At 43.9% G+C, this 23,522-nt stretch carries 21 protein-coding genes; 12 read left to right on the top strand and 9 right to left on the bottom strand.

Features of this window, described 5'->3' with window-relative positions:
* Positions 1-68 precede the first annotated feature (68 nt).
* Both ung and L3V23_RS04020 read left to right on the top strand, forming a co-directional pair.
* Positions 69-755 carry a uracil-DNA glycosylase gene (gene ung, locus L3V23_RS04025; protein WP_102954407.1) on the top strand — a complete coding sequence of 229 codons (687 nt, stop codon included), beginning with the start codon at positions 69-71 and terminating at the stop codon, positions 753-755.
* A gap of 106 nt (positions 756-861) precedes the next feature.
* Positions 862-1,413, top strand: coding sequence for a hemerythrin domain-containing protein (locus tag L3V23_RS04020; RefSeq protein WP_102954406.1), 552 nt, complete (start codon positions 862-864; stop codon positions 1,411-1,413).
* Positions 1,414-1,475: 62 nt separating this feature from the next.
* On the opposite strand, the gene L3V23_RS04015 is transcribed toward L3V23_RS04020, so the two are convergent.
* Positions 1,476-1,664 (bottom strand): DUF3545 family protein, encoded by a 189-nt coding sequence (locus L3V23_RS04015; RefSeq protein WP_102954405.1) that lies wholly within the window; start codon positions 1,662-1,664, stop codon positions 1,476-1,478.
* A gap of 676 nt (positions 1,665-2,340) precedes the next feature.
* On the opposite strand from L3V23_RS04015, the gene L3V23_RS04010 reads away from it, so the two are divergent.
* From L3V23_RS04010 to L3V23_RS03995, 4 genes are all read left to right on the top strand, one after another.
* Complete coding sequence (locus tag L3V23_RS04010; RefSeq protein WP_102954404.1) at positions 2,341-3,780, top strand: sodium:alanine symporter family protein; 1,440 nt, start codon at positions 2,341-2,343, stop codon at positions 3,778-3,780.
* A 126-nt stretch (positions 3,781-3,906) separates the two neighbouring features.
* Complete coding sequence (gene yaaA / locus L3V23_RS04005) at positions 3,907-4,680, top strand: peroxide stress protein YaaA (RefSeq protein WP_102954447.1); 774 nt, start codon at positions 3,907-3,909, stop codon at positions 4,678-4,680.
* 19 nt (positions 4,681-4,699) lie between these two features.
* Positions 4,700-4,873, top strand: coding sequence for a DUF5363 family protein (locus tag L3V23_RS04000; RefSeq protein WP_180980153.1), 174 nt, complete (start codon positions 4,700-4,702; stop codon positions 4,871-4,873).
* Entirely contained in the window at positions 4,848-5,651 is an 804-nt protein-coding gene (locus L3V23_RS03995; protein ID WP_180980309.1) for a TatD family hydrolase, read from the top strand. Before L3V23_RS04000 ends, L3V23_RS03995 begins: the two co-directional genes overlap by 26 nt.
* A gap of 50 nt (positions 5,652-5,701) precedes the next feature.
* On the opposite strand, the gene L3V23_RS03990 is transcribed toward L3V23_RS03995, so the two are convergent.
* From L3V23_RS03990 to L3V23_RS03975, 4 genes are all read right to left on the bottom strand, one after another.
* Entirely contained in the window at positions 5,702-6,667 is a 966-nt protein-coding gene (locus L3V23_RS03990) for an ABC transporter permease (RefSeq protein WP_102954402.1), read from the bottom strand.
* Positions 6,668-6,669: 2 nt separating this feature from the next.
* Positions 6,670-7,782: an ABC transporter permease gene (locus L3V23_RS03985; RefSeq protein ID WP_102954401.1), complete on the bottom strand. Its 1,113-nt coding sequence runs from the start codon at positions 7,780-7,782 to the stop codon at positions 6,670-6,672.
* Positions 7,779-9,347: an ABC transporter ATP-binding protein gene (locus tag L3V23_RS03980; RefSeq protein ID WP_102940438.1), complete on the bottom strand. Its 1,569-nt coding sequence runs from the start codon at positions 9,345-9,347 to the stop codon at positions 7,779-7,781. Before L3V23_RS03980 ends, L3V23_RS03985 begins: the two co-directional genes overlap by 4 nt.
* A gap of 161 nt (positions 9,348-9,508) precedes the next feature.
* The gene (locus tag L3V23_RS03975) at positions 9,509-10,504 is read right to left on the bottom strand and encodes a BMP family ABC transporter substrate-binding protein (protein WP_219725539.1); all 996 of its coding nucleotides are present in this window, start codon (positions 10,502-10,504) and stop codon (positions 9,509-9,511) included.
* Positions 10,505-11,352: 848 nt separating this feature from the next.
* On the opposite strand from L3V23_RS03975, the gene L3V23_RS03970 reads away from it, so the two are divergent.
* From L3V23_RS03970 to deoD, 5 genes are all read left to right on the top strand, one after another.
* A complete protein-coding gene (locus tag L3V23_RS03970) occupies positions 11,353-12,627 on the top strand; it encodes a NupC/NupG family nucleoside CNT transporter (RefSeq protein ID WP_237291937.1) in 1,275 nt (424 codons plus the stop codon).
* Positions 12,628-13,175: 548 nt separating this feature from the next.
* Entirely contained in the window at positions 13,176-13,955 is a 780-nt protein-coding gene (deoC, locus tag L3V23_RS03965) for a deoxyribose-phosphate aldolase (RefSeq protein ID WP_237291936.1), read from the top strand.
* A gap of 100 nt (positions 13,956-14,055) precedes the next feature.
* A complete protein-coding gene (gene deoA, locus L3V23_RS03960; RefSeq protein WP_237291935.1) occupies positions 14,056-15,399 on the top strand; it encodes a thymidine phosphorylase in 1,344 nt (447 codons plus the stop codon).
* Between the two features lie 32 nt (positions 15,400-15,431).
* Complete coding sequence (locus L3V23_RS03955; RefSeq protein WP_237291934.1) at positions 15,432-16,652, top strand: phosphopentomutase; 1,221 nt, start codon at positions 15,432-15,434, stop codon at positions 16,650-16,652.
* A 108-nt stretch (positions 16,653-16,760) separates the two neighbouring features.
* Positions 16,761-17,486, top strand: coding sequence for a purine-nucleoside phosphorylase (deoD, locus tag L3V23_RS03950; RefSeq protein ID WP_042480330.1), 726 nt, complete (start codon positions 16,761-16,763; stop codon positions 17,484-17,486).
* A gap of 107 nt (positions 17,487-17,593) precedes the next feature.
* On the opposite strand, the gene L3V23_RS03945 is transcribed toward deoD, so the two are convergent.
* Positions 17,594-18,199, bottom strand: coding sequence for a YtjB family periplasmic protein (locus L3V23_RS03945; protein ID WP_042480329.1), 606 nt, complete (start codon positions 18,197-18,199; stop codon positions 17,594-17,596).
* Between the two features lie 91 nt (positions 18,200-18,290).
* Here L3V23_RS03945 and serB point away from each other — a divergent pair, with 91 nt between their 5' ends.
* A complete protein-coding gene (gene serB, locus L3V23_RS03940; RefSeq protein ID WP_102954396.1) occupies positions 18,291-19,274 on the top strand; it encodes a phosphoserine phosphatase in 984 nt (327 codons plus the stop codon).
* Positions 19,275-19,344: 70 nt separating this feature from the next.
* Here serB and L3V23_RS03935 read toward each other — a convergent pair whose 3' ends face one another.
* The 3 genes from L3V23_RS03935 to L3V23_RS03925 form a co-directional block, all read right to left on the bottom strand.
* Positions 19,345-20,223: a U32 family peptidase gene (locus L3V23_RS03935; RefSeq protein ID WP_102940433.1), complete on the bottom strand. Its 879-nt coding sequence runs from the start codon at positions 20,221-20,223 to the stop codon at positions 19,345-19,347.
* A gap of 19 nt (positions 20,224-20,242) precedes the next feature.
* Entirely contained in the window at positions 20,243-21,256 is a 1,014-nt protein-coding gene (locus tag L3V23_RS03930) for a peptidase U32 family protein (RefSeq protein WP_237291933.1), read from the bottom strand.
* 107 nt (positions 21,257-21,363) lie between these two features.
* Positions 21,364-23,424 (bottom strand): EAL domain-containing protein, encoded by a 2,061-nt coding sequence (locus tag L3V23_RS03925; protein WP_237291932.1) that lies wholly within the window; start codon positions 23,422-23,424, stop codon positions 21,364-21,366.
* Positions 23,425-23,522: the final 98 nt, after the last annotated feature.

Below are 23,522 nucleotides of genomic sequence, written 5' to 3'. Positions count from 1 at the left end.
CTGTCTGGCTGCAACTTTGTGCTCATGGGTATAAGATAAAGCAATTATTTTTATACTCAGGAGCTGTTATGAGCCATTCTTTGACTTGGCACGATGTCATTGGTCTAGAGAAAGAACAAGAATATTTCCAGCAAACGCTGAAGTTTGTCGAAGCTGAGCGAGCCGCTGGTAAAGTCATTTTCCCGCCTGCTAAAGATGTGTTTAATGCATTTCGTTTTACTGAGTTCGATGACGTTAAAGTCGTTATCCTCGGACAAGACCCTTATCATGGGCCTAATCAGGCGCATGGCTTGTGCTTTTCTGTCTTACCGGGAGTGAAAACGCCTCCTTCTCTGGTGAATATGTATAAAGAACTGGCTCAAGATATTGACGGCTTTCAGATCCCGAATCATGGCTATTTAAAAAGCTGGGCGGATCAGGGCGTCTTGTTGCTCAATACTGTTTTAACGGTAGAGCAGGGGAAAGCACATTCACATGCTAAAACGGGTTGGGAAACGTTCACGGACCGTGTAATTGATGCGTTAAACCAACATCGTCAAGGTGTGATCTTCCTGCTCTGGGGATCTCATGCTCAGAAAAAGGGTCAGATGATAGATAGAAGTAAGCATCATGTACTTATGGCTCCACATCCTTCCCCGTTATCAGCGCATCGAGGATTCTTGGGTTGTAAGCATTTTTCGCAAACAAATCAGATACTCAAACAGTTAGGCCAAATACCAATTGATTGGCAACCAACTCTTGATTCGAATCAATGATGTGATGAATGGTTGTTCGTATTGCTGTTTTTTCGACCAAAATCAAAGCGGATTAGTCATTCCTTATATAGACTTTACCTACATGACTGTGTAAGGGAGACGCACAATGATGATTGAAAGAATCAGACGTGAACATGGATACATGACTCGACTGTTGGCTATTTTGCGCGGAAAGTTACAGCTTCTTAAAGACGAAAAACCGATTAACTACAGCCTCGTTAAGGAGATTGTGGATTATCTTTCAAGGCATTCTGAAAGTGTCCATCACCCCAAAGAAGACATTCTTTATCGGCATTACATGAAGCATTATGGCGAGCATGAAGAAGTCTCGGATTTAGAAAAAGAACATGCACTGTTATCCAAATCGACACATGAGTTTTTGAACACGGTGGAGATGATCCTAAATGATGCGGTTGTTCCTCAAGATGTATTTATGGAACAGCTAGAACAATTCATTAATTCACAGCGTCAACATTTAGAAATGGAAGAGCAAACTGTTTTACCGCTGATTAATCGAACTTTTAGCGTTGCAGATTGGCAACAGGTGGAATCTGAGTGGAATTGTAGTGAAGAAGATCCAGTATTTGGTTCAACCATTGCGGAAAGATACGCTCAGCTTGCTCGTCGAGTAAGAAAAAGCGAAACAGAGTGCAATTAGGAAAAATGTACAAAGTCAAAGTGTAGAAATAGAAGAGGCGCCAACAAAGGCGCCTCTTCTATTTATAATTTGAGGTCATCGAGTTCTAGACAGACATCCATTTCCAATAACTCTCTTTCCAACCGTTTTCGATCTCGTATAGCTTCTATCTCACGCCACATCCTTTTAGCAGGTTTCGCTCTGCTACTCGCATTTGAGCGGAGCTTTGCGATTTGTGCATCTAACAGTTCATCAAAGTGCAAGTCGTCCATAAGCAAGCCTCTTTCTGGTTGTCTCCTTTCCTGGAGTTTTTTCTAAATATCATATTTTTAAGGACAATAACTATGATTTATTTCTCATTTGTTTCATTGATATGAAATTTTTATGGATTTCTTCCAGGAATATAAACTTTGTTAGCATTGGGGTGGTTGTTATTTAACCGGTTGGATACCAAGTTTCTTATTTATTGATAATTGGCTGATGTTAATGAAAAGTTACTAATCTAGGCCGTGGGATTGTCGGTTGATTAATATTTGGTCGCTAGGTTTCTAAATGTTTCAAGTTCCGCAATTAGAAATCATTTTGTGATGGAGCATATAGAGCTATAAGGCTGAATGTGACTTCAACTTATTGTGCATGACATAAGTTTGGTGTGGGAGGTAATGTTTTATTAATGTAATGGTAATGTTTTGTTTGTGTGATTTTTACTTGGTGTTGTTTCTACGAATAGCGCTTACGGATTCTCATAAGTGCAACTTAACTCATATTGATTTTTAACAACCCTGCCTGCATTATTCTCGCCCATCATATAGATACCTAAACCGATAAGGTGTCTTCATTCTCCTGAACTACACACCATTATAAAAGCAAATCGCAGCCAGCGAGCGTGTAGTTAAAGTGCTAACTTTTATTTTCAGGTTCTAATACTTACTCTTTTTAGAGGTTTTTGTGACAGACTTAATTAACTTAATGAACGACCTGCTTTGGGGATCGATACTGGTGTATCTCCTTGTTGGTGTCGGTATTTATTTCACCTTGCGTTTAGGCTTTATCCAATTTCGCCATTTTGGGCACATGTTTAGTGTGCTGAGAAACAGCCGTAAAGCTGACAATGCTGGTATTTCTTCTTTTCAAGCTCTTTGTACCAGTCTTGCTGCGCGTGTAGGTACAGGTAACATGGCTGGTGTTGCGGTTGCATTAACCGTTGGTGGCCCTGGTGCGATTTTCTGGATGTGGATGACAGCGATGCTAGGCATGGCGACTTCATTCGCAGAAAGTACTCTTGCTCAGCTTTACAAATCACGTGATAAGGATGGCAACTACCGTGGTGGCCCTGCTTATTACATGGAAAAAGGCTTGGGTATGCGCTGGATGGGGGTGATTTTCTCAATCTTCCTTATCATTGCGTTTGGCTTGGTGTTCAATGCAGTACAAGCTAACTCGATTTCAAATGCGATGAATAATGCATTTGGTTTTGATCCGATGATGGTGGGTATTGGTATTGTGCTACTAACTGCCTTCGTAATTTTTGGTGGTATTCGTAAAATTGCACGAACCGCTGAACTTATCGTCCCATTTATGGCTATCGCCTACCTAGCAATTGCGCTTGTGGTCGTGTTCATGAACATTGAGAAAGTGCCTGCTGTGTTCTCTCTGATCATTAAAAGTGCTTTTGGTTTTGAACAAGCTGCCGCTGGTGGCCTTGGTTATGCGATTGCACAGGCAATGATCAACGGTGTTAAACGTGGATTGTTCTCAAACGAAGCGGGTATGGGTTCTGCGCCGAATGCGGCGGCTTCTGCAACGCCTTATCCTCCACACCCTGCGTCTCAAGGTTATGTGCAAATGCTGGGCGTATTCGTAGATACTATCGTGATCTGTTCAGCGACTATGGCGATCATCTTAGTGTCTGGTGAATATGTTCCGCACGGTGAAATTACAGGTATCGAACTAACACAACGTGCACTAAGCTCACAAGTTGGTGATTGGGGCGGCGTGTTTATTGCAATGGCGATTTTCTTCTTTGCCTTCACCTCAATCATTGCGAACTATTCGTATGCGGAAACGAACCTGATATTCCTTGAGCACAATAACAAGAAAGGTTTAGTCGTATTTCGTCTGATTTTCTTAAGTATGGTGATGTTTGGTGCGTTAGCGACACTGCCTACGGTTTGGGCTATGGCCGATGTTTCTATGGGCTTGATGGCGATTGTTAACTTGATTGCGATTCTGCTTCTGTCTGGAACCGTAATTAAGCTTGCGAAAGACTACAACCGTCAGCTAGACGCTGGCAAAGTACCGACTTTCAATGCCAATGACTACCCAGAACTAAAAACTCAACTAGAAGATGGAATCTGGGATCAATCGAAGTCGACTAAAGCAAACTAAGTACACTAATAGATAGTACCGATGTTATAGATTGGAAAAGCCATGCAGACACTGCATGGCTTTTTTTGTAAGCTATCGTTCAAAAGCAATAAAAGTCAGCTCAACAGAATTTATAAAGGAAACCTTATGCTTATCGTGGTCTCTCCAGCAAAAACATTGGATTATGAATCTCCATTGCCAACAACGCGCTTTACCCAGCCAGAGTTGACTTCGCATTCTGCGGAATTAATTAAAGTGTGCCGTACACTAACGCCACAAGATATTGCCGACTTAATGAAAGTCAGTGACAAAATTGCTGGTTTGAACGTGGCACGCTTTGAGCAGTGGACCGAAACTTTCACACCTGATAATTCTCGCCCTGCGATTTTTGCTTTCAAAGGCGATGTCTACACAGGTCTCGAAGCAGAAACATTGTCTGAAGCGGATTTAGATTATGCGCAAAATCATCTGCGTATGCTGTCAGGTTTATACGGTTTGTTGAAGCCTCTCGATCTTATGCAGCCTTACCGCCTCGAAATGGGTACTAAGCTGGGTAATGAACGTGGCAGCAATTTGTATCAATTCTGGGGCAACATCATTACCGACAAGCTAAATGAAGCAATTAAGGCACAAGAAGATAATGTGCTGATCAATCTTGCTTCGAATGAATACTTTAAAGCCGTTAAACCAAAAGCTTTAGACGCTCAAGTAATCACTCCTGTGTTTAAAGACTGCAAAAATGGTCAATATAAAGTGATCAGCTTCTTTGCTAAAAAAGCTCGCGGTATGATGGCGCGATACATTATTGAAAACCGTATTGAGTCGGTGAAGCAGTTGGAATCTTTTGACACTGCGGGCTACTACTATTGTGCCGCTGAATCGACAGCAACAGAGCTAGTATTCAAACGAGAAGAACAATAAGCCTATAGATGAGGTTGTTATGCTAACTTGGTTTAAAAAATGGCTGGCACGCTATGATGATTGGTGTCAAAGCATGGGTTTAACGCCAGATCAAAAACGTTGTTGCGTTCCTTATCGTAAAGATCCAATTCATGATAAAGAACCGAGCCATGACAAAGACCCTGCTCATGGCAAAGACATTGAAAAATCATAAGCTGCGGCTGTTTGACACCCATTGCCACTTTGATTTTGATGAGTTTGCCGCTTCGTTTCCGGAGCAAATGTCTGCCGCAACGCATGCTCAGGTAGATAAAATCCTTATTCCATCGGTTGGTGTTTTTAATTGGCTGCGAGTGAAAAATCTCGCGGCACAATACCCAGCAACCCTTCGATACGCCCTCGGTTTTCATCCTTATTTTCTTGAACACTTTGCCGATGAACAGTTGCAGCTGTTAGAAGATGAATTAGCACTGCGAGAAAGCGCTTGTGTTGCCGTAGGCGAATGTGGATTAGACGCTATGGTTGAGGTCAATACCTCGCTCCAAGAGCGTGTTTTCATCGCCCAACTAGCCATGGCGCAACACGCTCGTCTTCCGGTAATTCTGCATAGCCGCAAAACGCATAATCGATTGCTGCAATTAATTAAACAACATCGCTTTACTCAAGGTGGTGTGTTACATGCTTTTTCCGGCAGTGAACAACAAGCCAGACAGTTTATCGACCTTGGCTTTAAAATCGGTGTAGGCGGAGTGATTACTTACCCACGAGCTAATAAAACTCGACAAGCGATCAGTCAATTACCGATAGAGTCTTTGGTTTTAGAAACCGATGCACCGGACATGCCGTTATCCGGCAGGCAAGGCGAGGCGAATCATCCTAAGTACTTAATTGATGTCTTAGAAGAGTTGGCGGCGCTGAGAGACACGAATAAAGAACAACTGGCATCACAGCTTTGGACAAACAGTATTGAGCTGTTTGGGAACGATGAATAGCAAAAGGGAGCGAAATTCGCTCCCTTTGTTTTAAGTAAAAGATTAAATCGTTATTCGCGCTCTTTGGTGTATGGAACACCAATCGCTTTTGGCGCAACTGCTTTACCAATAAATCCAGCAAGTAGAAATACCGTCAAGATATATGGCAACGCTTCGATGGCTTGAACCGGAATAGGGAAGTCACCAACGCTCACGCCTTGCAGACGAATTGCCAGCGCATCAAGGAAGCCGAACAGCAAACAGGCTGCCATAGCTGTCACAGGGCGCCACTTACCAAAGATAAGAGCAGCGAGAGCCATATAGCCTTTACCTGCGCTCATGTTAGGAATGAACTGCGCAGTTTGACCTACAGAGAGGTACACGCCAGCTAAACCCACCAATAATCCACAGATCACCATGGCACTATAACGCATGCCCGCAACAGAAATACCGGCTGTATCCACAGCTGCCGGAGAATCACCTACTGCTCTTAAACGTAAGCCGAAGCGAGTTTTGAACAATACGTACCAAGACAAAGGTACTGCCGCTAAAGCTACGTACTCAATAATCGAGTGACCGCTCATTAGCTCAGAATAAATGAGCCCAACAACAGGAACATCTTGTAAGGCATCAGCGCCAGGTAATGTTATTGGTGCAAAACGAGCATCGCCAGAAAGCGCTGGTGTTTGACCGCCTTGATTAAACCAGTAACGTCCTAGAGTTACGGTTAAACCTGTCGCAAGAATATTGATTGCCATACCACTGACTACTTGGTCGCCACGGTGTGTAATCGAAGCAAAGCCGTGAAGTAAGGCAAGCAGAATAGACACCAGCACACCAGCACAAACACCCAGCCAAGCTGAGCCAGTGATGTAAGCTGTCGCAGCACCTGCGAAAGCGGCTGCCAAAAGTTTACCTTCCAGTGCGATGTTTACTACACCTGAACGCTCACTAAACATACCGGCTAGAGCGGCAAGAATAAGCGGGGTGGCAACACGAATTGTGGCATCAGCCATTAAAATGATGGTTTCAAACATGATTACGCAACTCCATGTTCTTGTTTGCCAAATAAGCGCAGATAAATGCGTTCAATTGAAGGTTTGAACATGTACTCAAGCGCACCAGAGAAAAGAATGACCAGACCTTGCAGTACCACAACGATGTTACGGTCAACACCGTAATCGAAGCTCAGCTCAGCACCGCCCTGATAGAGGAAGCCAAACAGTAAACTTGCGAGAACAACACCTACAGGGTGGTTTCGCCCCATCAGAGCTACTGCAATACCAGTGAAGCCAAACCCTTCTACGAAGTTCAGTTTGATCTGATGCAGTTCACCTTGCAGCACGTTAATACCAAAGAAGCCTGCCAACATGCCAGAAAGCAGCATAGTGATGACAATAATCTTCAGATAGTTAATACCTGCATAAGATGCAGCTGATGCATTAGCGCCAATAGAACGAATCTCGTAGCCCCAGCGAGAGTGCCAAATGAACAGCCATACAAACACACAGCACAATAGAGCAAAAATGAAACTGATGTTGAGTGGGCTTGGCGCAACGTTAATACCAAACATAGCAAACAGTTCGTGCATTTTAGGTAGCCAGCTACCTTGTGCAAATACTCGGCTTTCTGTTGCCATCGTGGTTTCTGGCTTCAGAATGTCGACTAGAAGGTATGCCATAAGCGAAGCTGCAATGAAGTTAAACATGATCGTTGTAATAACGATATGAGAACCCCGTTTTGCCTGTAAGTAAGCAGGAATAAACGCCCAAGCCGCACCAAAAATGCCGCCAGCGATAACCGCTACAGGAAATACTACATACCAAGGAGCGTACTCGCCGAGGGTTAAACAGATTATCCCGACACCCAGACCACCAATATATGCCTGACCTTCCACACCGATGTTGAATAGCCCTGCGTGATAGGCCACTGCAACGGCTAAACCTGTAAAGATAAAACCAGTGGTGTAGTAAAGGGTGTAACCGAAGCCTTCAGCGTAACCGAACGCCCCTGTCCACATGACTTTGATGGCATCTAATGGATTGATATCAATATAAATAAACAACAAAGCTGAAACTAAAAACGCGACCAAAACGTTAATCGCAGGTAACAGCGCAATGGTTACCCAAGCGGGCACTTTTGCCTGACTCATGCCGTCTCTCCTTGGGCAATACTCTCTTTTATGTGGTCTGGAATGATGTTTGCCATCATAAGACCTAATGTTTTCTCATCGGCCTGATGAGCTTGCAGTTCACCGACAATAGCGCCATCAAACACAACCAATATGCGATCCGCAAGGCTGAGGATTTCATCCAGTTCTACCGAGACTAATAGCACGGCTTTGCCTGCATCTCGGCTAGCAATGATTTGCTGGTGGATATACTCAATTGCGCCAATGTCCACCCCACGAGTGGGTTGACCAATCAGAAGGACATCTGGGTTCTCTTCCATTTCACGGGCAATCACCAGTTTTTGCTGGTTACCGCCAGAGAAGTTTGCTGTTTTTAGGTGGATATCATTCGGGCGAACGTCCCATTTATCCATGCTCTCTTGGCAAATCTTCGAAATAGCGGCTTTATCTTGCAGTAAGCCTTTGTTGTATTTTGGCAGATTGTGATAGCCCAAGATGTAAGCTTCTTGAGCTTCAAATTTATTGATCAAACCTTGCTTGTGGCGATCTTCTGGAATATGACCCACACCCATAGCTCTCACTTGCTGTGGATCCGCTGGTTTATCGACAGAAATCGTGTGACCGTTCAGTTCAAAGCTGCCTGATGTTGGCTTTAAGATGCCAGACAGTAGCGACAAGATCTCTGATTGACCATTACCGGATACTCCTGCAATACCGACCAGTTCGCCTGCACGAACAGAGAAGCTGATGTCTTTTACGCGTTTAACACCGCTGTGATCGACGTAGCCTAGCTTGTTTACCTTCAGTAACTCTTTGGCTGGTTTGGCTTCAGACTTATCAACTTTTAGGCGAACTTTACGTCCTACCATCAGCTCTGCAAGTTCTTCGCGGTTGGTGTCTGAGGTTTTTACATCGGCAACCATCTGACCTTGGCGCATGACTGAAATGTTGTCGGTAATAGCCAGTACTTCACGCAGTTTATGAGTGATGATGATAACCGTTGTGCCTTGACTACGAAGTTTGTCCAGAATTGCGAATAAGTGATCCGCTTCTTGAGGTGTTAACACGCCAGTTGGTTCATCAAGAATAAGCAGTTTTGCATCGCGGTAGAGAGCTTTAAGAATTTCTACTCGCTGTTGCAAACCAACAGGTAGGTCACCAACCAATTTATCTAGTGGAACATCTAAACCGTAGTCTTTTTCTATTTGGTGCAGTTTCTTTCTTGCTGCTTTTAAGCTGTCTTCTAGTTTCCAGCCTGATTCAGCGCCGAGAACGACGTTTTCAAGAACCGTGAAGGTATCAACCAACATAAAGTGTTGGTGAACCATGCCTATCCCTGCGGCAATCGCTTCTTGAGAGTTGTTAGGGTTATATGGTTTACCATCGACAAACATCTCACCTGAGTTTGGTGTATAAAAACCGTAGATGATGCTCATCAAGGTGGATTTACCAGCGCCATTTTCACCGATAATGCCGTGAATCGTACCTGCTGGAACTTTTAAATCGATAGCTTTATTCGCGTGAACGGCACCAAAGCGTTTATCGATTTTTTTAAGCTCGATGGCATAGTTTTGAGATTGCGTCACGTAAAAACTTCCTGAACTAATGAGGTCAACAGACCCTAAGGCCATATTCAAATGGATGCGCTTGATCGAGCAGCCAAATAAACCATACGCCGCTGAGCAAGCAGCGGCGTATGACATTTCCAAACGGAACGTATTGTTTTAACTAAGTATTAAGAACTAAATTAGTACTCACACTTGTTATTAGACATGTAGTCGTGAATCTTGATTTTGCCTGCGATAATGTCTGCTTTTAGCGTATCCATGTAAGCTTTCATTTCGTCAGTGATCAGAGACTTGTTGTTGTCATCGTATGCCCAGTCAACCGCATTCTCTTTAAGACCAAGAGCTTTGATACCAGGTTGCCAAGTACCGTTCATCTCTTCTTTCCAAGTATCAACTGAAGCTGCACCTACTAGCTTAACCATTGAAGTTAGCATTGTGCCTGGTTGTAGGTGGTTTTGGTTTGAGTCAACACCGATCGCTAGTTTGCCTGCATCTTTCGCTGCTTGGTAAACACCTAGACCAGTACCGCCAGCTGCCGCGTAAACAACGTCAACACCTTTAGAGAATTGAGATTTAGCAAGCTCAGAACCTTTTGCAGGGTCAGCAAACGCTGCTGGAGTTGAACCTGTCATGTTTTGTAGAACAGTGATGCTTGGGTTGGTGTATTTAGCACCTTGCTCATAACCACATTGGAATTTACGGATAAGAGGGATATCCATACCGCCAACGAAGCCAACTACGCCTGATTTTGACGCTTTCGCAGCAAGTGCACCCACTAGGAATGAACCTTCGTGCTCTTTAAATACGATTGATTGAACGTTTGGTTTATCAACAACTGAGTCAAGAATTGTGAAGTGAATGTCTGGGAACTCAGTTGCCACTTTTTCTACAGCGGATGCCATATTAAAGCCTACTGCAACAATAGGGCTAAAACCGCGGCTTGCTAAACGACGAAGACCTTGTTCACGTTGAGCCTCATTTTGAGGTTCAAATTCGCGAACTTCAGTACCTTCCGCAGCCATCACTTTTACACCATTTTGATATACCGCTTCGTTGAACGATTTATCGAATTTACCCGCTGTATCATAGATTACGGCTGGTTTTGCTTCTGCGAATACGTGAAATGACGAAACCGCTAAAGCAAGTGCTGAGATTTTTATAATAGATTTTTTCACTGTTATATACCTATGTTGCAATACCACTGTACTAGACGAGAGACTGCTGACCTTTAACAAAAGTCCAACAAACCCAAAAAAACAAAATATCAATAGTTTGAATGAATTATTGGTGAGCTAGTTTGATCGTGTATAAGTTTATCGTTTGCGCTGCAAAAAAAAGTCGAATACCTCACACCAAATCACATTTTTTTGTAAAGGAAGGAACTAATTAGCCATAAATGTATGTCTATTTGTTAATTCCGAGCGTTTACAAGAAATTAGACTCACCATATATGTGATTTGAATCACCAAAATAGTGCAAAATGACGATTTAGTTACTTTGCTATCCGCCGTTTTCATAGCGTTCAGCTCACTAAGCAAATGGTAAGCCAACTTATTGGTTATATGTATGGATGAATCGTCTTCTAATTTGCACGGTGTTGAATGTGCGTTTGAATACAAATTTGTAGTGAGGTTGAGTGAAAAATGTAACATTCAAGTGTGATGGAGCACTCATGTTTTGCCTGAGATTAAAATCAGTGTTTTTCGCCAAGTTGGGTGGTAAGTGTTAGGAAGTTGTCGTTAAAACTCGAGAATTTGTCATCTTCTTTTATGGGCAAACGGTTGCAGCGTTTTGTCGAATGTAGACTACAATTTGTTGGCTATATGTTGCTGATAAGGTCAAAATCCCGCTGTTTTAGGGTTTTATTGTGACTTGCTTCTTGTTTTTGAATGTAATGTTGAACCATTACCTAAAAATGCGTGATGCATATATTACTTTTTGCGGTGAGAGATGCGTATAATCGCACCCCGAAAACAACCCAATGTTTAACACGCCAAATTAAACTATAAGGAAGCCATAAACTATGAGTACGTTTATGAGCCTAGTCGGTATGATCGTTTTACTTGCAATCGCAGTACTACTTTCAAATAACCGCAAAGCTATTAACTTAAGAACCGTGGGTGGCGCATTCGCTATCCAATTTGCACTAGGTGCATTTGTACTTTATGTCCCATGGGGCCGCGATCTACTTGCTGGTTTCTCAAACGGGGTATCTAACGTTATTAACTACGGTAATGACGGTACTTCTTTCCTATTCGGTGGTCTTGTTTCTGACAAGATGTTCGAAGTATTCGGTGGCGGCGGTTTCATCTTCGCTTTCCGTGTTCTTCCAACACTGATTTTCTTCTCTGCACTAATCTCGGTTCTTTACTACCTAGGCATCATGCAATGGGTAATTAAGATTCTAGGTGGTGGTCTGCAGAAAGCTCTAGGCACATCTCGCGCAGAATCTATGTCTGCAGCAGCTAACATTTTCGTTGGTCAAACTGAGGCTCCACTTGTTGTTCGCCCATTTGTTCCAAAAATGACTCAATCTGAGCTGTTCGCAGTAATGTGTGGTGGTTTGGCTTCTGTTGCTGGTGGTGTACTTGCGGGTTACGCATCAATGGGTGTTCCACTAGAGTACCTAGTTGCAGCATCATTCATGGCGGCACCAGGTGGTCTACTGTTCGCTAAGATCCTTTTCCCTGAAGTTGATCAACCACAAGAGAACATTGAAGATGCTCTTGAAGGTGGCGACGACAAACCAGCTAACGTTATCGACGCAGCAGCGGGCGGTGCAGCAGCAGGTCTACAACTTGCTCTGAACGTTGGTGCAATGCTAATCGCATTCATCGGTCTGATCGCTCTTCTAAACGGTATCCTAGGCGGCCTAGGTGGTTGGTTCGGTATGCCTGAGCTAACTCTAGAACTTCTTCTAGGTTGGATCTTTGCTCCTCTAGCATTCGTAATCGGTGTGCCATGGGAAGAAGCAACAATTGCAGGTTCATTCATCGGTCAGAAGACGGTTGTAAACGAATTCGTTGCTTACCTAAACTTCGTACCATACGTGGGTGAAAACGCTCAAGTAGTTGCGGCAACTGGTCAGCTAATGTCTGTTAAGACTCAAGCTATCATCTCATTCGCTCTATGTGGTTTCGCGAACCTATCTTCTATCGCGATTCTACTAGGTGGTCTAGGTGGTCTAGCTCCGACTCGTCGTCACGATATCGCTCGTATGGGTATCAAAGCAGTGATTGCTGGTACGCTATCTAACTTGATGGCTGCAACAATTGCTGGCTTCTTTATCTCTTTCTAATTTGATTTAGAGAACGATATATAGACGCCGTTTAATCTCACCCCGTAGCAAGAATATTGCTGCGGGGTGTTTTTGCTTTTCAGGGCATGACAAAGAGTGATTTTTTGTAATGGATTGCATTGAAAAGCCTTGTGTCTCAAGGATGTCAGAAATTGACCATTTTTGAGATACAAACCGTTTGCTCTTCGAATGGGACTACAGTTTTGTGATAAATATCTATACTGTATTCACTTGCCGAAGGAAGTAAGCGAATATCAAAACGACGTAGTGAAGCCAATTGGATAGGTCAACCACTACGGCGTTTTTGAAAGGTAGTGAATGTCTAAAACTGAAACTGCCTAATACTGAAACTGAAAGACACCGCAATCACAGATTGTTGTGCCATAGACCCAAATGGGTACTGTGCGGTGACAAGGATAGCAATTGGTGAACTTTAAACACTCACCGAGTCTTCAAGGAACCAAGTCCGTTCATTTGTGGCTATCAAAATAGACGTATGACAGTCGCCTTGGTAGTGAACTAATTGAATATATTGATCGGAGTTAGAAATGAGCGATTTAAAAGTAGCAGCACTACGTGCACTTAAACTGATGGACTTAACAACACTGAATGATGATGACACGGATGCGAAAGTAATCCAGCTTTGTCATGATGCAAAAAGCCCCGTAGGCAACACTGCTGCAATCTGTATTTACCCTCGCTTTATTCCTATTGCTAAGAAGACCCTTCGTGAGCAAGGCACCCCAGAAGTTCGCATTGCAACAGTAACTAACTTCCCACACGGTAATGACGATGTGGAAATTGCAGTCGCTGAAACGAAAGCAGCAGTAGCATACGGCGCTGACGAAGTAGACGTCGTTTTCCCTTACCGTGCTCTTATTGCTGGTAACGAGAAAGTAGGTTTCGACTTAGTTAAACAATGTAAAGAAGCTTGTGGTTCAACTGTTCTTCTTAAAGTGATCATCGAAACGGGTGAGCTAAAAGAAGAAGCACTAATCAAAAGAGCGTCACAAATCTCTATCGAAGCAGGCGCAGACTTCATCAAAACTTCAACAGGTAAAGTGCCAGTAAACGCAACGCCTGAATACGCACGTATGATGTTAGAAGTGATTCGTGACATGAACGTTGCTGAAACTGTAGGTTTTAAACCTGCAGGTGGTGTGCGTACAGCTGAAGATGCTCGTGATTACCTAGCGATGGCTGACGAAATCCTAGGTGATAAGTGGGTGGACAGCCGTCACTACCGTTTCGGTGCGTCAAGCCTGCTAACCAATCTACTAAATACATTAGAAGTAACAAACGAGAAAGCTGATCCAGCGGCTTACTAATCGTTCTGTTTTACAAGATGGCGCATTGCGCCATCTTCATTTCTAAATAGTAAAAAACCATAGCTACCCATCCAATTGGTTCGGGGCTAGGGAGGCACTAATGTATTTACCTCAAACTTTCTTACCACAAGAGATAATCAGAAGAAAACGTGATGGAGAAATCCTGACCACAGAAGAGATCAACTTCTTCATTCAAGGTGTGGCGAATAACACGGTTTCTGAAGGACAAATTGCAGCTTTCGCAATGGCTGTATTCTTCCGTGAAATGACCATGCCAGAGCGTATCGCACTGACTTGTGCAATGCGTGATTCAGGCATGGTTATCGATTGGAGCCATATGAACTTTGATGGCCCGATTGTTGATAAACATTCGACAGGTGGTGTGGGTGACGTAACTTCACTGATGCTAGGCGCTATGGTTGCGGCTTGCGGTGGTTATGTTCCTATGATCTCTGGTCGTGGATTAGGCCACACTGGCGGTACTCTTGATAAATTAGAGTCTATCCCTGGCTATAACATCACTCCAACGAATGACGTGTTTGGTCAAGTGACTAAGCAAGCAGGTGTGGCGATCATCGGTCAGACTGGTGATTTAGCACCAGCAGATAAACGCGTTTACGCAACACGAGATATCACAGCAACCGTTGATAATATCTCGCTGATTACTGCTTCTATTCTTTCGAAGAAATTAGCCGCAGGTCTTGAATCATTAGTGATGGACGTAAAAGTAGGCTCTGGCGCATTTATGCCAACTTATGAAGCGTCAGAAGAACTAGCAAAATCTATCGTTGCGGTTGCGAATGGTGCTGGTACCAAAACAACGGCAATTTTAACGGATATGAACCAAGTATTGGCTTCTTCTGCGGGTAACGCTGTTGAAGTACGTGAAGCGGTTCGTTTCCTAACGGGCGAATACCGTAACCCTCGTCTACTTGAAGTAACTATGGCTTCTTGTGCTGAAATGTTGGTGCTAGGAAAACTTGCCAAAGACAGTGTTGAAGCTCGTCAAAAACTGCAAGCAGTATTGGACAACGGCCAAGCAGCAGAGCGCTTTGGTAAGATGGTTGCAGGACTTGGTGGCCCAGCAGACTTCGTTGAAAACTACGAAAACTACTTAGATAAAGCTCAAATCATCAAACCTGTTTACGCAGCTCAATCGGGTGTGGTATCGGCTATGGATACTCGTGCGATTGGTATGGCTGTGGTTGGTATGGGCGGTGGTCGTCGTGTAGCAACAGATACTATCGATTACGCAGTAGGCTTTGATAACTTCATTCGCCTTGGTGAAGTTGCAGATAGCAACAAGCCGTTAGCGTTCATTCACGCTCGTAGTGAAGAGCAGTGGCAAGAAGCGGCAAACGCACTACAAAATGCGATTAAAGTCGGTGGTGAATACGTCCCAACTCCTGATGTTTACCGTCAGATCCGTGCAGAAGACGTGTAGTTCGTTCAGGAAAGATTGGTGAGGAAAGAGTTATGAAAAGAGCATTTATTTTAGTTTTAGATTCATTCGGTATCGGCGAAACCGCGGATGCTAAAGATTTTGGTGACGTTGGCGCAGATACACTTGGGCACATTGCTGATCAATGTGCACAAGCTTTAGCGGACAACGCTGATCGTAAAGGTCCACTAACATTGCCAAACCTGTCCAAGCTTGGTCTTGCAATGGCGCACAAAGAGTCTACTGGTCGTTTTGCTCCGGGATTGGATGATAAAGCAGACATCATAGGTGCTTATGGTCATGCGGCTGAGCTGTCTTCTGGTAAAGATACTCCGTCTGGTCACTGGGAAATTGCTGGTGTTCCTGTTCTGTTTGAATGGGGCTATTTCACCGACAAACAAAACAGTTTCCCTAAAGAGCTGACTGATCGCATTCTTGCTCGCGCAGGTCTGGATGATTTCCTAGGTAACTGCCACGCTTCTGGTACGCAGGTTCTGGATGATCTAGGTGAAGAACATATGAAGACTGGCAAGCCTATCTTCTATACTTCTGCTGACTCAGTATTCCAAATCGCGTGTCATGAAGAGACCTTTGGTCTAGATCGTTTACTTGAGCTTTGCCAAATTGCCCGTGAAGAACTGGCGGATTACAACATTGGTCGTGTTATTGCGCGTCCATTCGTTGGTGCTGGTAAAGGCCAATTTGAGCGTACGGGTAACCGCCGCGACCTTTCTGTTGAGCCACCTTCAGCAACAGTGCTGCAAAAGCTGGTTGAAGAGAAGCAGGGCAACGTAGTGTCTATCGGTAAGATCGCAGACATCTACGCAAACTGCGGTATCACTAAGAAAGTGAAAGCAACGGGTATTCCTGCGTTGTTTGAAGCAACACTAGAGCAGATTCAACAAGCGGGTGATGACACTATCGTCTTCACTAACTTTGTTGATTTTGACTCAGCTTACGGTCACCGTCGTGATGTAGCAGGTTATGCCGCAGCACTCGAATATTTCGATAAGCGTCTGCCTGAAGTTCTAGAATTAATGCAAGAAGATGATGTACTGATCCTGACGGCTGACCATGGTTGTGACCCAACATGGCAAGGTACTGACCATACTCGTGAACACATCCCAGTGATTGTTTACGGTAAGAAAGTGGCTCCGGGTTCATTAGGCCGTCGCGAAACATTCGCTGATATCGGTCAAAGCCTAGCAAGCTACTTTGGTATTTCACCAATGGATTACGGTAAGAACTTTTTGTAATTTCTTAGGGGCTTAGTCTCTGTCTTAGTGAATAGGATAGCATTGAGCCCCAATTATCAGTTTGGTAAAGGTGCAATTCGAGCACTTAACATCATAAGGAACAAGATAATGGCTACTCCTCATATTAATGCTGAAATGGGTGCATTCGCAGACGTTGTACTGATGCCGGGTGATCCACTACGTGCGAAATACATCGCTGAAACCTTCTTAGAAGACGTTGTTCAAGTGTGTGACGTACGTAATATGTTTGGTTTCACTGGTACTTACAAAGGCCGTAAAATCTCTGTTATGGGCCACGGTATGGGTATCCCATCATGTTCTATCTACGTAACTGAGCTAATCAAAGATTACGGCGTGAAGAAAGTGATTCGCGTGGGCAGCTGTGGTGCTGTTAACGAAGATATCAAAGTACGTGATGTCGTTATCGGCATGGGCGCATGTACGGATTCTAAAGTGAACCGTATTCGCTTCAAAGACCACGACTTTGCTGCAATTGCAGACTACAAAATGGTGAAAGCGGCAGAAGAAGCAGCAAAAGCTCGCGGCATCGACGTTAAAGTGGGTAACCTTTTCTCTGCTGAACTGTTCTACACGCCAGACCCATCTATGTTCGACGTAATGGACAAATACGGTATCGTTGGTGTTGAAATGGAAGCGGCGGGTATCTACGGTGTTGCAGCTGAATACGGTGCAAAAGCGCTGACTATCTGTACTGTATCTGACCACATCAAAACAGGCGAAGCGACCACGTCTGAAGAGCGTCAAACCACGTTCAACGATATGATGCTTATCGCATTAGATTCAGTATTGATTGGCGATCAAGAAGGTTACTAAGCTTTCTTATCTATTCGCTTATTGATTCTTAATAAAAGAAAAAACCTCAGCTTTGGCTGAGGTTTTTGTTTATATGATGCGTTTTAGCTAACGTCCTCAACTGAACGCTATTCCGCGTTCTGCAGCAGCAGGTTTTCACCTTTCGACTTCGGCTTACGTTTCAGTAGCAGAGTGAACAATACGCCACTGATAAAGCTCATGATAACCATTAGGTACATGTAGCGATCACTTTTACGATAGTGATGATCGGAAATTGCAGTCACCTTACCAGTCTCAAACGTAATACGAACAAAACCGATCAGGTTGCCATCATGCATCACTGGCTCTACAAGTTGCTGGCGACCAATACTTGCCGTTTGCAAAGGTGTATCCAAACCAAGCACTTCTCTTACGCTTAGCGCTGAATCACTGGAGGCGAGTTTTACACCTTCAGAATCATAAATCGTTGCATCAAATACTAATCGGTCTTGGGCAAGTTGATTGGTGAGATTAAGCAGACGTTCTTGATCCTGCTCTGCGATACTTCTGCCTGCGGTTAGCGAGGCTTGAGTAATCAATACCTTCGTGAGTGTTTCTAGCTGGTTTGCTTGAATACGTTCGTTACCTTTACTGATCACAACACTATTTTTAATTGTGATAACGAACATGCCAATCAACAGCAGTAAGGTTAGTAGGCGAATAACCATACGAAACGAGAACAAAGAACCGTCCATAATCGAGTTAATCCAAAGAAAATCAGACTTTGCACATATTGAGACTTGCGTTTTTAAATTGCAATAGGGTAACGTCTGCTTATACGAAGACATGGATGCCTTAACTATTATGCTAGCTATCAAAAAACATACGTCTCTTATCAATCGTCTGCCTGAAACTCGTTTATCTCGTCAACTAGACAAAAGCAAAGCCAACTGGATTGTTTTTGGCCACTTTTTAACAGCGCAACAGTTTGACGATATTGATTTCTTTACCGGTTATTTCAACGCCATTATAGATGCGTGGAAAGTCGGTCCTTATGAAGTCGCTTTGATGTCCGGTGAGCTGACGGGGGAACATGAGAAAATCTTACAGGGCTTAGGCCTAGATTACGCTCGCATCAATGAAGTACCTGATTTATCAAAACCGGGTTTGATTGTGATGGATATGGACTCTACAGCAATTAAGATTGAGTGTATTGATGAAATCGCCAAGCTTGCGGGTGTCGGTGATGAAGTCGCTGAAGTGACAGAACGTGCGATGCAAGGCGAACTCGATTTCGAACAAAGCCTGCGTCAGCGTGTTGGAAAACTGAGTGGTGCCGATGAATCGATTTTAGAGTCAGTTCGTTCAACACTACCTTTGATGGAAGAGCTGCAAGAACTGGTTGAAACGCTACAAGCATTTGGCTGGAAAACAGCGATTGCCTCTGGCGGTTTTACCTACTTCTCTGATCATTTGAAAGCGATGCTCAACTTAGATCATGCTCAATCAAATACCTTAGAAATTATCGATGGCAAGCTGACTGGTAAGGTGCTTGGCGATGTTGTGACTGCTCAAACCAAAGCGGATATCGTAGAGGAACTCGCGACTCAGTTTGATATTGAAATGCACAATACTGTTGCTGTTGGTGACGGCGCAAATGACCTTGTGATGATGGAAGCTGCTGGTCTTGGCGTTGCTTTCCATGCCAAACCTAAAGTTGAAGCTAAAGCGCAAACTGCAGTGCGTTACGCTGGTCTTGGTGGTGTGCTGTGTATTCTTTCTGCTGGTTTGGTTAAGCATCAGAAAATTAGCTGGCAAAGTAAGCCGTAAGGGTTTGTCTGAGTCTAATTTGAAATACAGAAAAGCGAGGTTGAAACCTCGCTTTTTTAATGTCACTCAACTAGATGTTTTTTACTTCCAGACCTGCCAGTTGATGCCAGTAACCATTACATTGCTGACTCTCTAACTTGGTTGGATGACCACCATGTTCGTTTTGTTTGAAGTTGTTTAAGTGCTGGAAGGTTTCGACACCCAGTGGACTTAAACGAACCACATCCACTAAACCTTCCATGCTCGGTAAGTCGTTCATCAGGTTATAACAATAGCCAGACTGAGTTTGGATACCGTTTAAGTTGAAAACGGATTGACCTTCCTGACTGCTGACTTGAATACCGGTTGGATACTTAATACAGCAAGTTTCGCATTCATCTTTCGCTCTGTTCTCTGCACGAGCAGTAAAACAGCGAGCTGAATAGGCGAGAGGGAGATAGCCGTGACTAAAGACTTCCACTTCAAATTGATTGCGAATACCGATCTTTTCACACTGAAGCAAAACGTTGTTAAGCCAATCGCGAGATAGTTCAACAGGCATACACCAGCGAGTCATACCTTGCTTTAGAAAGATCTGCAATGCGTACGCGTTATAGGTATTTACGGCAGGCCCCACAATGAAAGGTATTCCTTTCTCATGAGCCATCTGAATAGCAGAAACGTCATTGGCTTCAATCGCGAAGTCACCATTATCAATATACTTCTTTAGTACGTTGATTTCGCTTGGCGCTTCAAATAGAGCCATTGTCGAAAGAACCACTTGTTTACCAGCAGAAGAGAGCTCTTTAGCAATATCAAACCAGTGTTGTGGTTTCATCTCACGACGTTTGGAACAAACCGTTTCGCCCAGATAAATAATATCAGCGCTGCTCTCTTTAGCTTGTTGGTAAAAGTTTTCGACATCTTGTTTTGGCCAGAAATAAAGTAGCGGGCCTAGTGCGTATTTCATAATTTCCCCTTACTACTGATTACTGCCATTTTCGGTGATATGCACCGAGCGTGGTTTGCGTGCCTTCAGATACGTTTGCAAGTGTGGCATCCCAAGCACTTTCTACGTGATAGCTTTGAGGATTAGCAAGGTAGCGATCAATCGCTGCGCGCCAAGTGCGCGTCACTTGTTCTACATAAGCAGGGCTACGCTGACGGCCTTCAATTTTTACCGAGGCAACATTCGCTGCGAAAAGCTCAGGTAACAGCGAAAGCGTATTCAGACTGGTTGGTTCTTCTAATGCATGGTAGCGTTTTTCTTCACCATCAATGCTCGCCATAAAGCGACCTTTACATAAGGTTGGATAACCCGCATTTTCGCCAGCAGCATATTTGTCGATAAGAATTTCATTCAGACGCGACTCTAAACCTGACTCAGTTTCTTGCCAACGGACATATTTAGCAGGAGAACACGCGCCGACCGTATTTGGCGATTCACCTGTCATGTAAGAGGAGAGATAACATCGACCTTCCGACATAATGCATAAGCTACCAAATGCAAACACTTCAAGATCAACCCCTTCAGGAATGTTACGTGAAAGCTGTTTTACCTGATGAATAGAGAGTACGCGAGGCAATACCACTCGTCTAACGTTGAAGTTATTGTGGTAAAACTCCACGGCTTTGACGTTGGTTGCTGACGCTTGAACAGAAAGGTGTAGTTCTAAATCAGGGTATTTGTTCGCAGCGTAATCAAGAATCGCAACGTCAGCCACGATCAAGGCATCAATACCAAGATCCGCAGCCTGATCGACAGCGTTAGTCCATCGTTCAAAACCATCTGGATGGGCGAAAGTGTTTAATGCGACATGGATTTTCTTTCCATGATCGTGAGTATATTGAACAGCTTTGTTCAGTTTGTTGCCTGTGAAATTTAACCCTGCAAAGTGGCGGGCATTGGTGTCGTCTTTGAAGCCGATATAAACGGCATCTGCACCACAATCAATGGCTGTTTTTAGAGCGGGTAAATTACCAGCTGGACAGAGAAGTTCCATTGCTCGGTTACTTATTTTTATGAAAAAGTGACCATATTTTAAGAATAAACAATGGATATCAATTTGATGTAAGGCAGGTTTCAGTGAATAAGGAAAAATTTACTCACTTAGAGTGATTTACGGTGGCGACGGTGCTTAGCGAACAGTTCTTCCACTTCATGTTTAGGCTGTGGGCGATGGAAATGGAACCCTTGAATTGAATGACAATTCAGGTTGGAGAGCAGGGTTGCTTGTTGTTGTGTTTCAACACCTTCTGCAACCACAGATAAGTTCAGTGAGCGACCAAGGTTTATGATGTTTTCGATTACGGTTATCTGCTTAGGTAGCGTATCGATATCAGTAATGAAAGCACGGTCAATCTTAAGTTCATCAATTGGGAAACGTGCTAGATACGCCAGCGATGAGTAGCCCGTACCGAAATCGTCGATAGAGAGGTTAAAGCCTAACTTCTTGATTGCGTTCAGCATTTGCAACGTGTGTTCGCTATCGCTCATCACGGCACTTTCCGTTAGCTCGAAAGTAATACAGCTAGGATCAAGCGATGTCGTACGCAGCAGCTTCTCGAGATAGTCGATTAATTGTGGGTTACCAAATTGCTCTGGAGAGATGTTGATCGCTACTCGTCCCGGAAGAATACCTTGCTGTTTCCAACGTTTCACCGTGGCGAAGACATCACGCATGACCACGCGGCCAAGGTGTTCAATCAAACCTGCTTTTTCCGCGACAGGAATGAATGCCGCAGGGCTGATGTAGCCTTCAACAGGGTGTTTCCAGCGAACCAGAGCTTCTGCGCCGTTGACGCTGAAATCACGAGCATTCACTTTTGGCTGATACCACACCTCTAAGCCATTTTGTTGAAGGGCTTTTTGCAGTTCGATCTCAAGCCATAAGCGCATGCGCGCTTCTTTGTTCATCTGATCGTGGAACTTGATAAGGCGGTTACGGCCACGATCTTTCGCTTCATACATCGCGGTATCGGCATTTTGCAGCAAAATACGTGCGTCGTTACCGTCACCCGGATATTGCACACTACCAATCGAACAGGCTAGGCGCTTGCTGAAGTGGTGCAAATCAAACGGTTGGTTGATCAAAGAGATTATGCGTTCAGCCAACATTTCCGCAGAGCGGTTGTGCTCTGGCTCTGGCAAAATTAGACCAAATTCGTCACCGCCTAAATGGCCTAAAATTGCTTGTTGTGGCAGCAAACGTTTCAGACGTGACGACACTTCCTGAATGACTTTGTCACCGATGTGATGACCCAGAGAGTCGTTGATATTCTTAAAGTTATCGATATCCAAATACAACATCACCAATGGCGTGTCGTTTTGAATTAAATGCTCTAGGCGTTTAGTAAAACCTAATCGGTTGTACAACCCCGTTAATGCGTCTACATGGATATCTGTATGACTGGTAGCGGAAAGCTGTTTCGTCGCTTGAGAAGCATCCTGAATCAGAATTAACTGGGAGTTGCTGCCCAGTATTTGAGTTGTACCAGCATGCAGCTGTACTCGGCGCTCAAAACCACAACGAGGGCCAGTTAAACATACCAGTGGGTTATCTGTTAAAAGTTCACCCAGTTTAGCGTTAAACACGCCTTTGGTTTTTTCATCGACAAATAAGCGTGACAGCTCTTCATCCAGCAAATCTGAGGTATCTTCAAATCCCAGCAAGCGCGCTGCTGAAGGGTTGGCTGAAATAATGAAATCATCTTCGACTAACAGTAAGCCATCCGGCAATAAAGTGGTCAGGGTCGAAAATTTGTTTTCAGAATCTTCCAGAGAGCGGATGAGGATTTGTTTCTCAGAGGTATCAATGGCATGGAAAACAATGTATTCCACGTCTTTTTTGTCACTGAAAATGGGAGAGAGTGAGAAGTGAAGACTCATTTCCATGTCGATGTCATGGAGTGTCATTTCAGCTTCTAGAGTTTCGCCATCGAATGCTCTTTGGTAATAGCCTTTGAGGTGGTTATAAAATCGCTCGCCAAGAATTTGCGAGTCATTCATACCAACCAGTTGAGTCGCGGTTAAACCCGAGACATCACAATACCTTTCGTTGACCATGACATAATTATGTTGGTCATCTAATATGGCAAAAAAGAACGGACTGTTAGACGTTATTTTTGCGAACCAGTGCTGTAAATGTTGCGAAGGCATTTGCGACGGCATTAAGAAACTACCAACTGTGTTTAAGCGCTTATTTGTTCAATAAGAATTATTTAAGAGCGATACGTACTAACTATAACGTTGATTTCACGGTTAGAAAA

Source organism: Vibrio sp. A1-b2 (assembly GCF_021726015.1).
Taxonomy (GTDB): domain Bacteria; phylum Pseudomonadota; class Gammaproteobacteria; order Enterobacterales; family Vibrionaceae; genus Vibrio; species Vibrio diazotrophicus.
This window is presented reverse-complemented; position numbering and strand designations above follow the sequence as displayed.

What these genes read in the sequence shown, in the direction of transcription:
- L3V23_RS03990 (WP_102954402.1), bottom strand. Translation starts at nt 6,667, where the DNA reads ATGTTTGAAACCATCATTTTAATGGCTGATGCCACAATTCGTGTTGCC.
- serB (WP_102954396.1), top strand. Translation starts at nt 18,291, where the DNA reads ATGGATGCCTTAACTATTATGCTAGCTATCAAAAAACATACGTCTCTT.
- L3V23_RS03955 (WP_237291934.1), top strand. Translation starts at nt 15,432, where the DNA reads ATGAAAAGAGCATTTATTTTAGTTTTAGATTCATTCGGTATCGGCGAA.
- L3V23_RS03970 (WP_237291937.1), top strand. Translation starts at nt 11,353, where the DNA reads ATGAGTACGTTTATGAGCCTAGTCGGTATGATCGTTTTACTTGCAATC.
- ung (WP_102954407.1), top strand. Translation starts at nt 69, where the DNA reads ATGAGCCATTCTTTGACTTGGCACGATGTCATTGGTCTAGAGAAAGAA.
- deoA (WP_237291935.1), top strand. Translation starts at nt 14,056, where the DNA reads ATGTATTTACCTCAAACTTTCTTACCACAAGAGATAATCAGAAGAAAA.
- L3V23_RS03925 (WP_237291932.1), bottom strand. Translation starts at nt 23,424, where the DNA reads ATGCCGTCGCAAATGCCTTCGCAACATTTACAGCACTGGTTCGCAAAA.
- L3V23_RS04000 (WP_180980153.1), top strand. Translation starts at nt 4,700, where the DNA reads ATGCTAACTTGGTTTAAAAAATGGCTGGCACGCTATGATGATTGGTGT.
- yaaA (WP_102954447.1), top strand. Translation starts at nt 3,907, where the DNA reads ATGCTTATCGTGGTCTCTCCAGCAAAAACATTGGATTATGAATCTCCA.
- L3V23_RS03995 (WP_180980309.1), top strand. Translation starts at nt 4,848, where the DNA reads ATGGCAAAGACATTGAAAAATCATAAGCTGCGGCTGTTTGACACCCAT.
- L3V23_RS03945 (WP_042480329.1), bottom strand. Translation starts at nt 18,199, where the DNA reads ATGGACGGTTCTTTGTTCTCGTTTCGTATGGTTATTCGCCTACTAACC.
- L3V23_RS03935 (WP_102940433.1), bottom strand. Translation starts at nt 20,223, where the DNA reads ATGAAATACGCACTAGGCCCGCTACTTTATTTCTGGCCAAAACAAGAT.
- deoC (WP_237291936.1), top strand. Translation starts at nt 13,176, where the DNA reads ATGAGCGATTTAAAAGTAGCAGCACTACGTGCACTTAAACTGATGGAC.
- L3V23_RS03985 (WP_102954401.1), bottom strand. Translation starts at nt 7,782, where the DNA reads ATGAGTCAGGCAAAAGTGCCCGCTTGGGTAACCATTGCGCTGTTACCT.
- L3V23_RS03930 (WP_237291933.1), bottom strand. Translation starts at nt 21,256, where the DNA reads ATGGAACTTCTCTGTCCAGCTGGTAATTTACCCGCTCTAAAAACAGCC.
- L3V23_RS04015 (WP_102954405.1), bottom strand. Translation starts at nt 1,664, where the DNA reads ATGGACGACTTGCACTTTGATGAACTGTTAGATGCACAAATCGCAAAG.
- deoD (WP_042480330.1), top strand. Translation starts at nt 16,761, where the DNA reads ATGGCTACTCCTCATATTAATGCTGAAATGGGTGCATTCGCAGACGTT.
- L3V23_RS04020 (WP_102954406.1), top strand. Translation starts at nt 862, where the DNA reads ATGATGATTGAAAGAATCAGACGTGAACATGGATACATGACTCGACTG.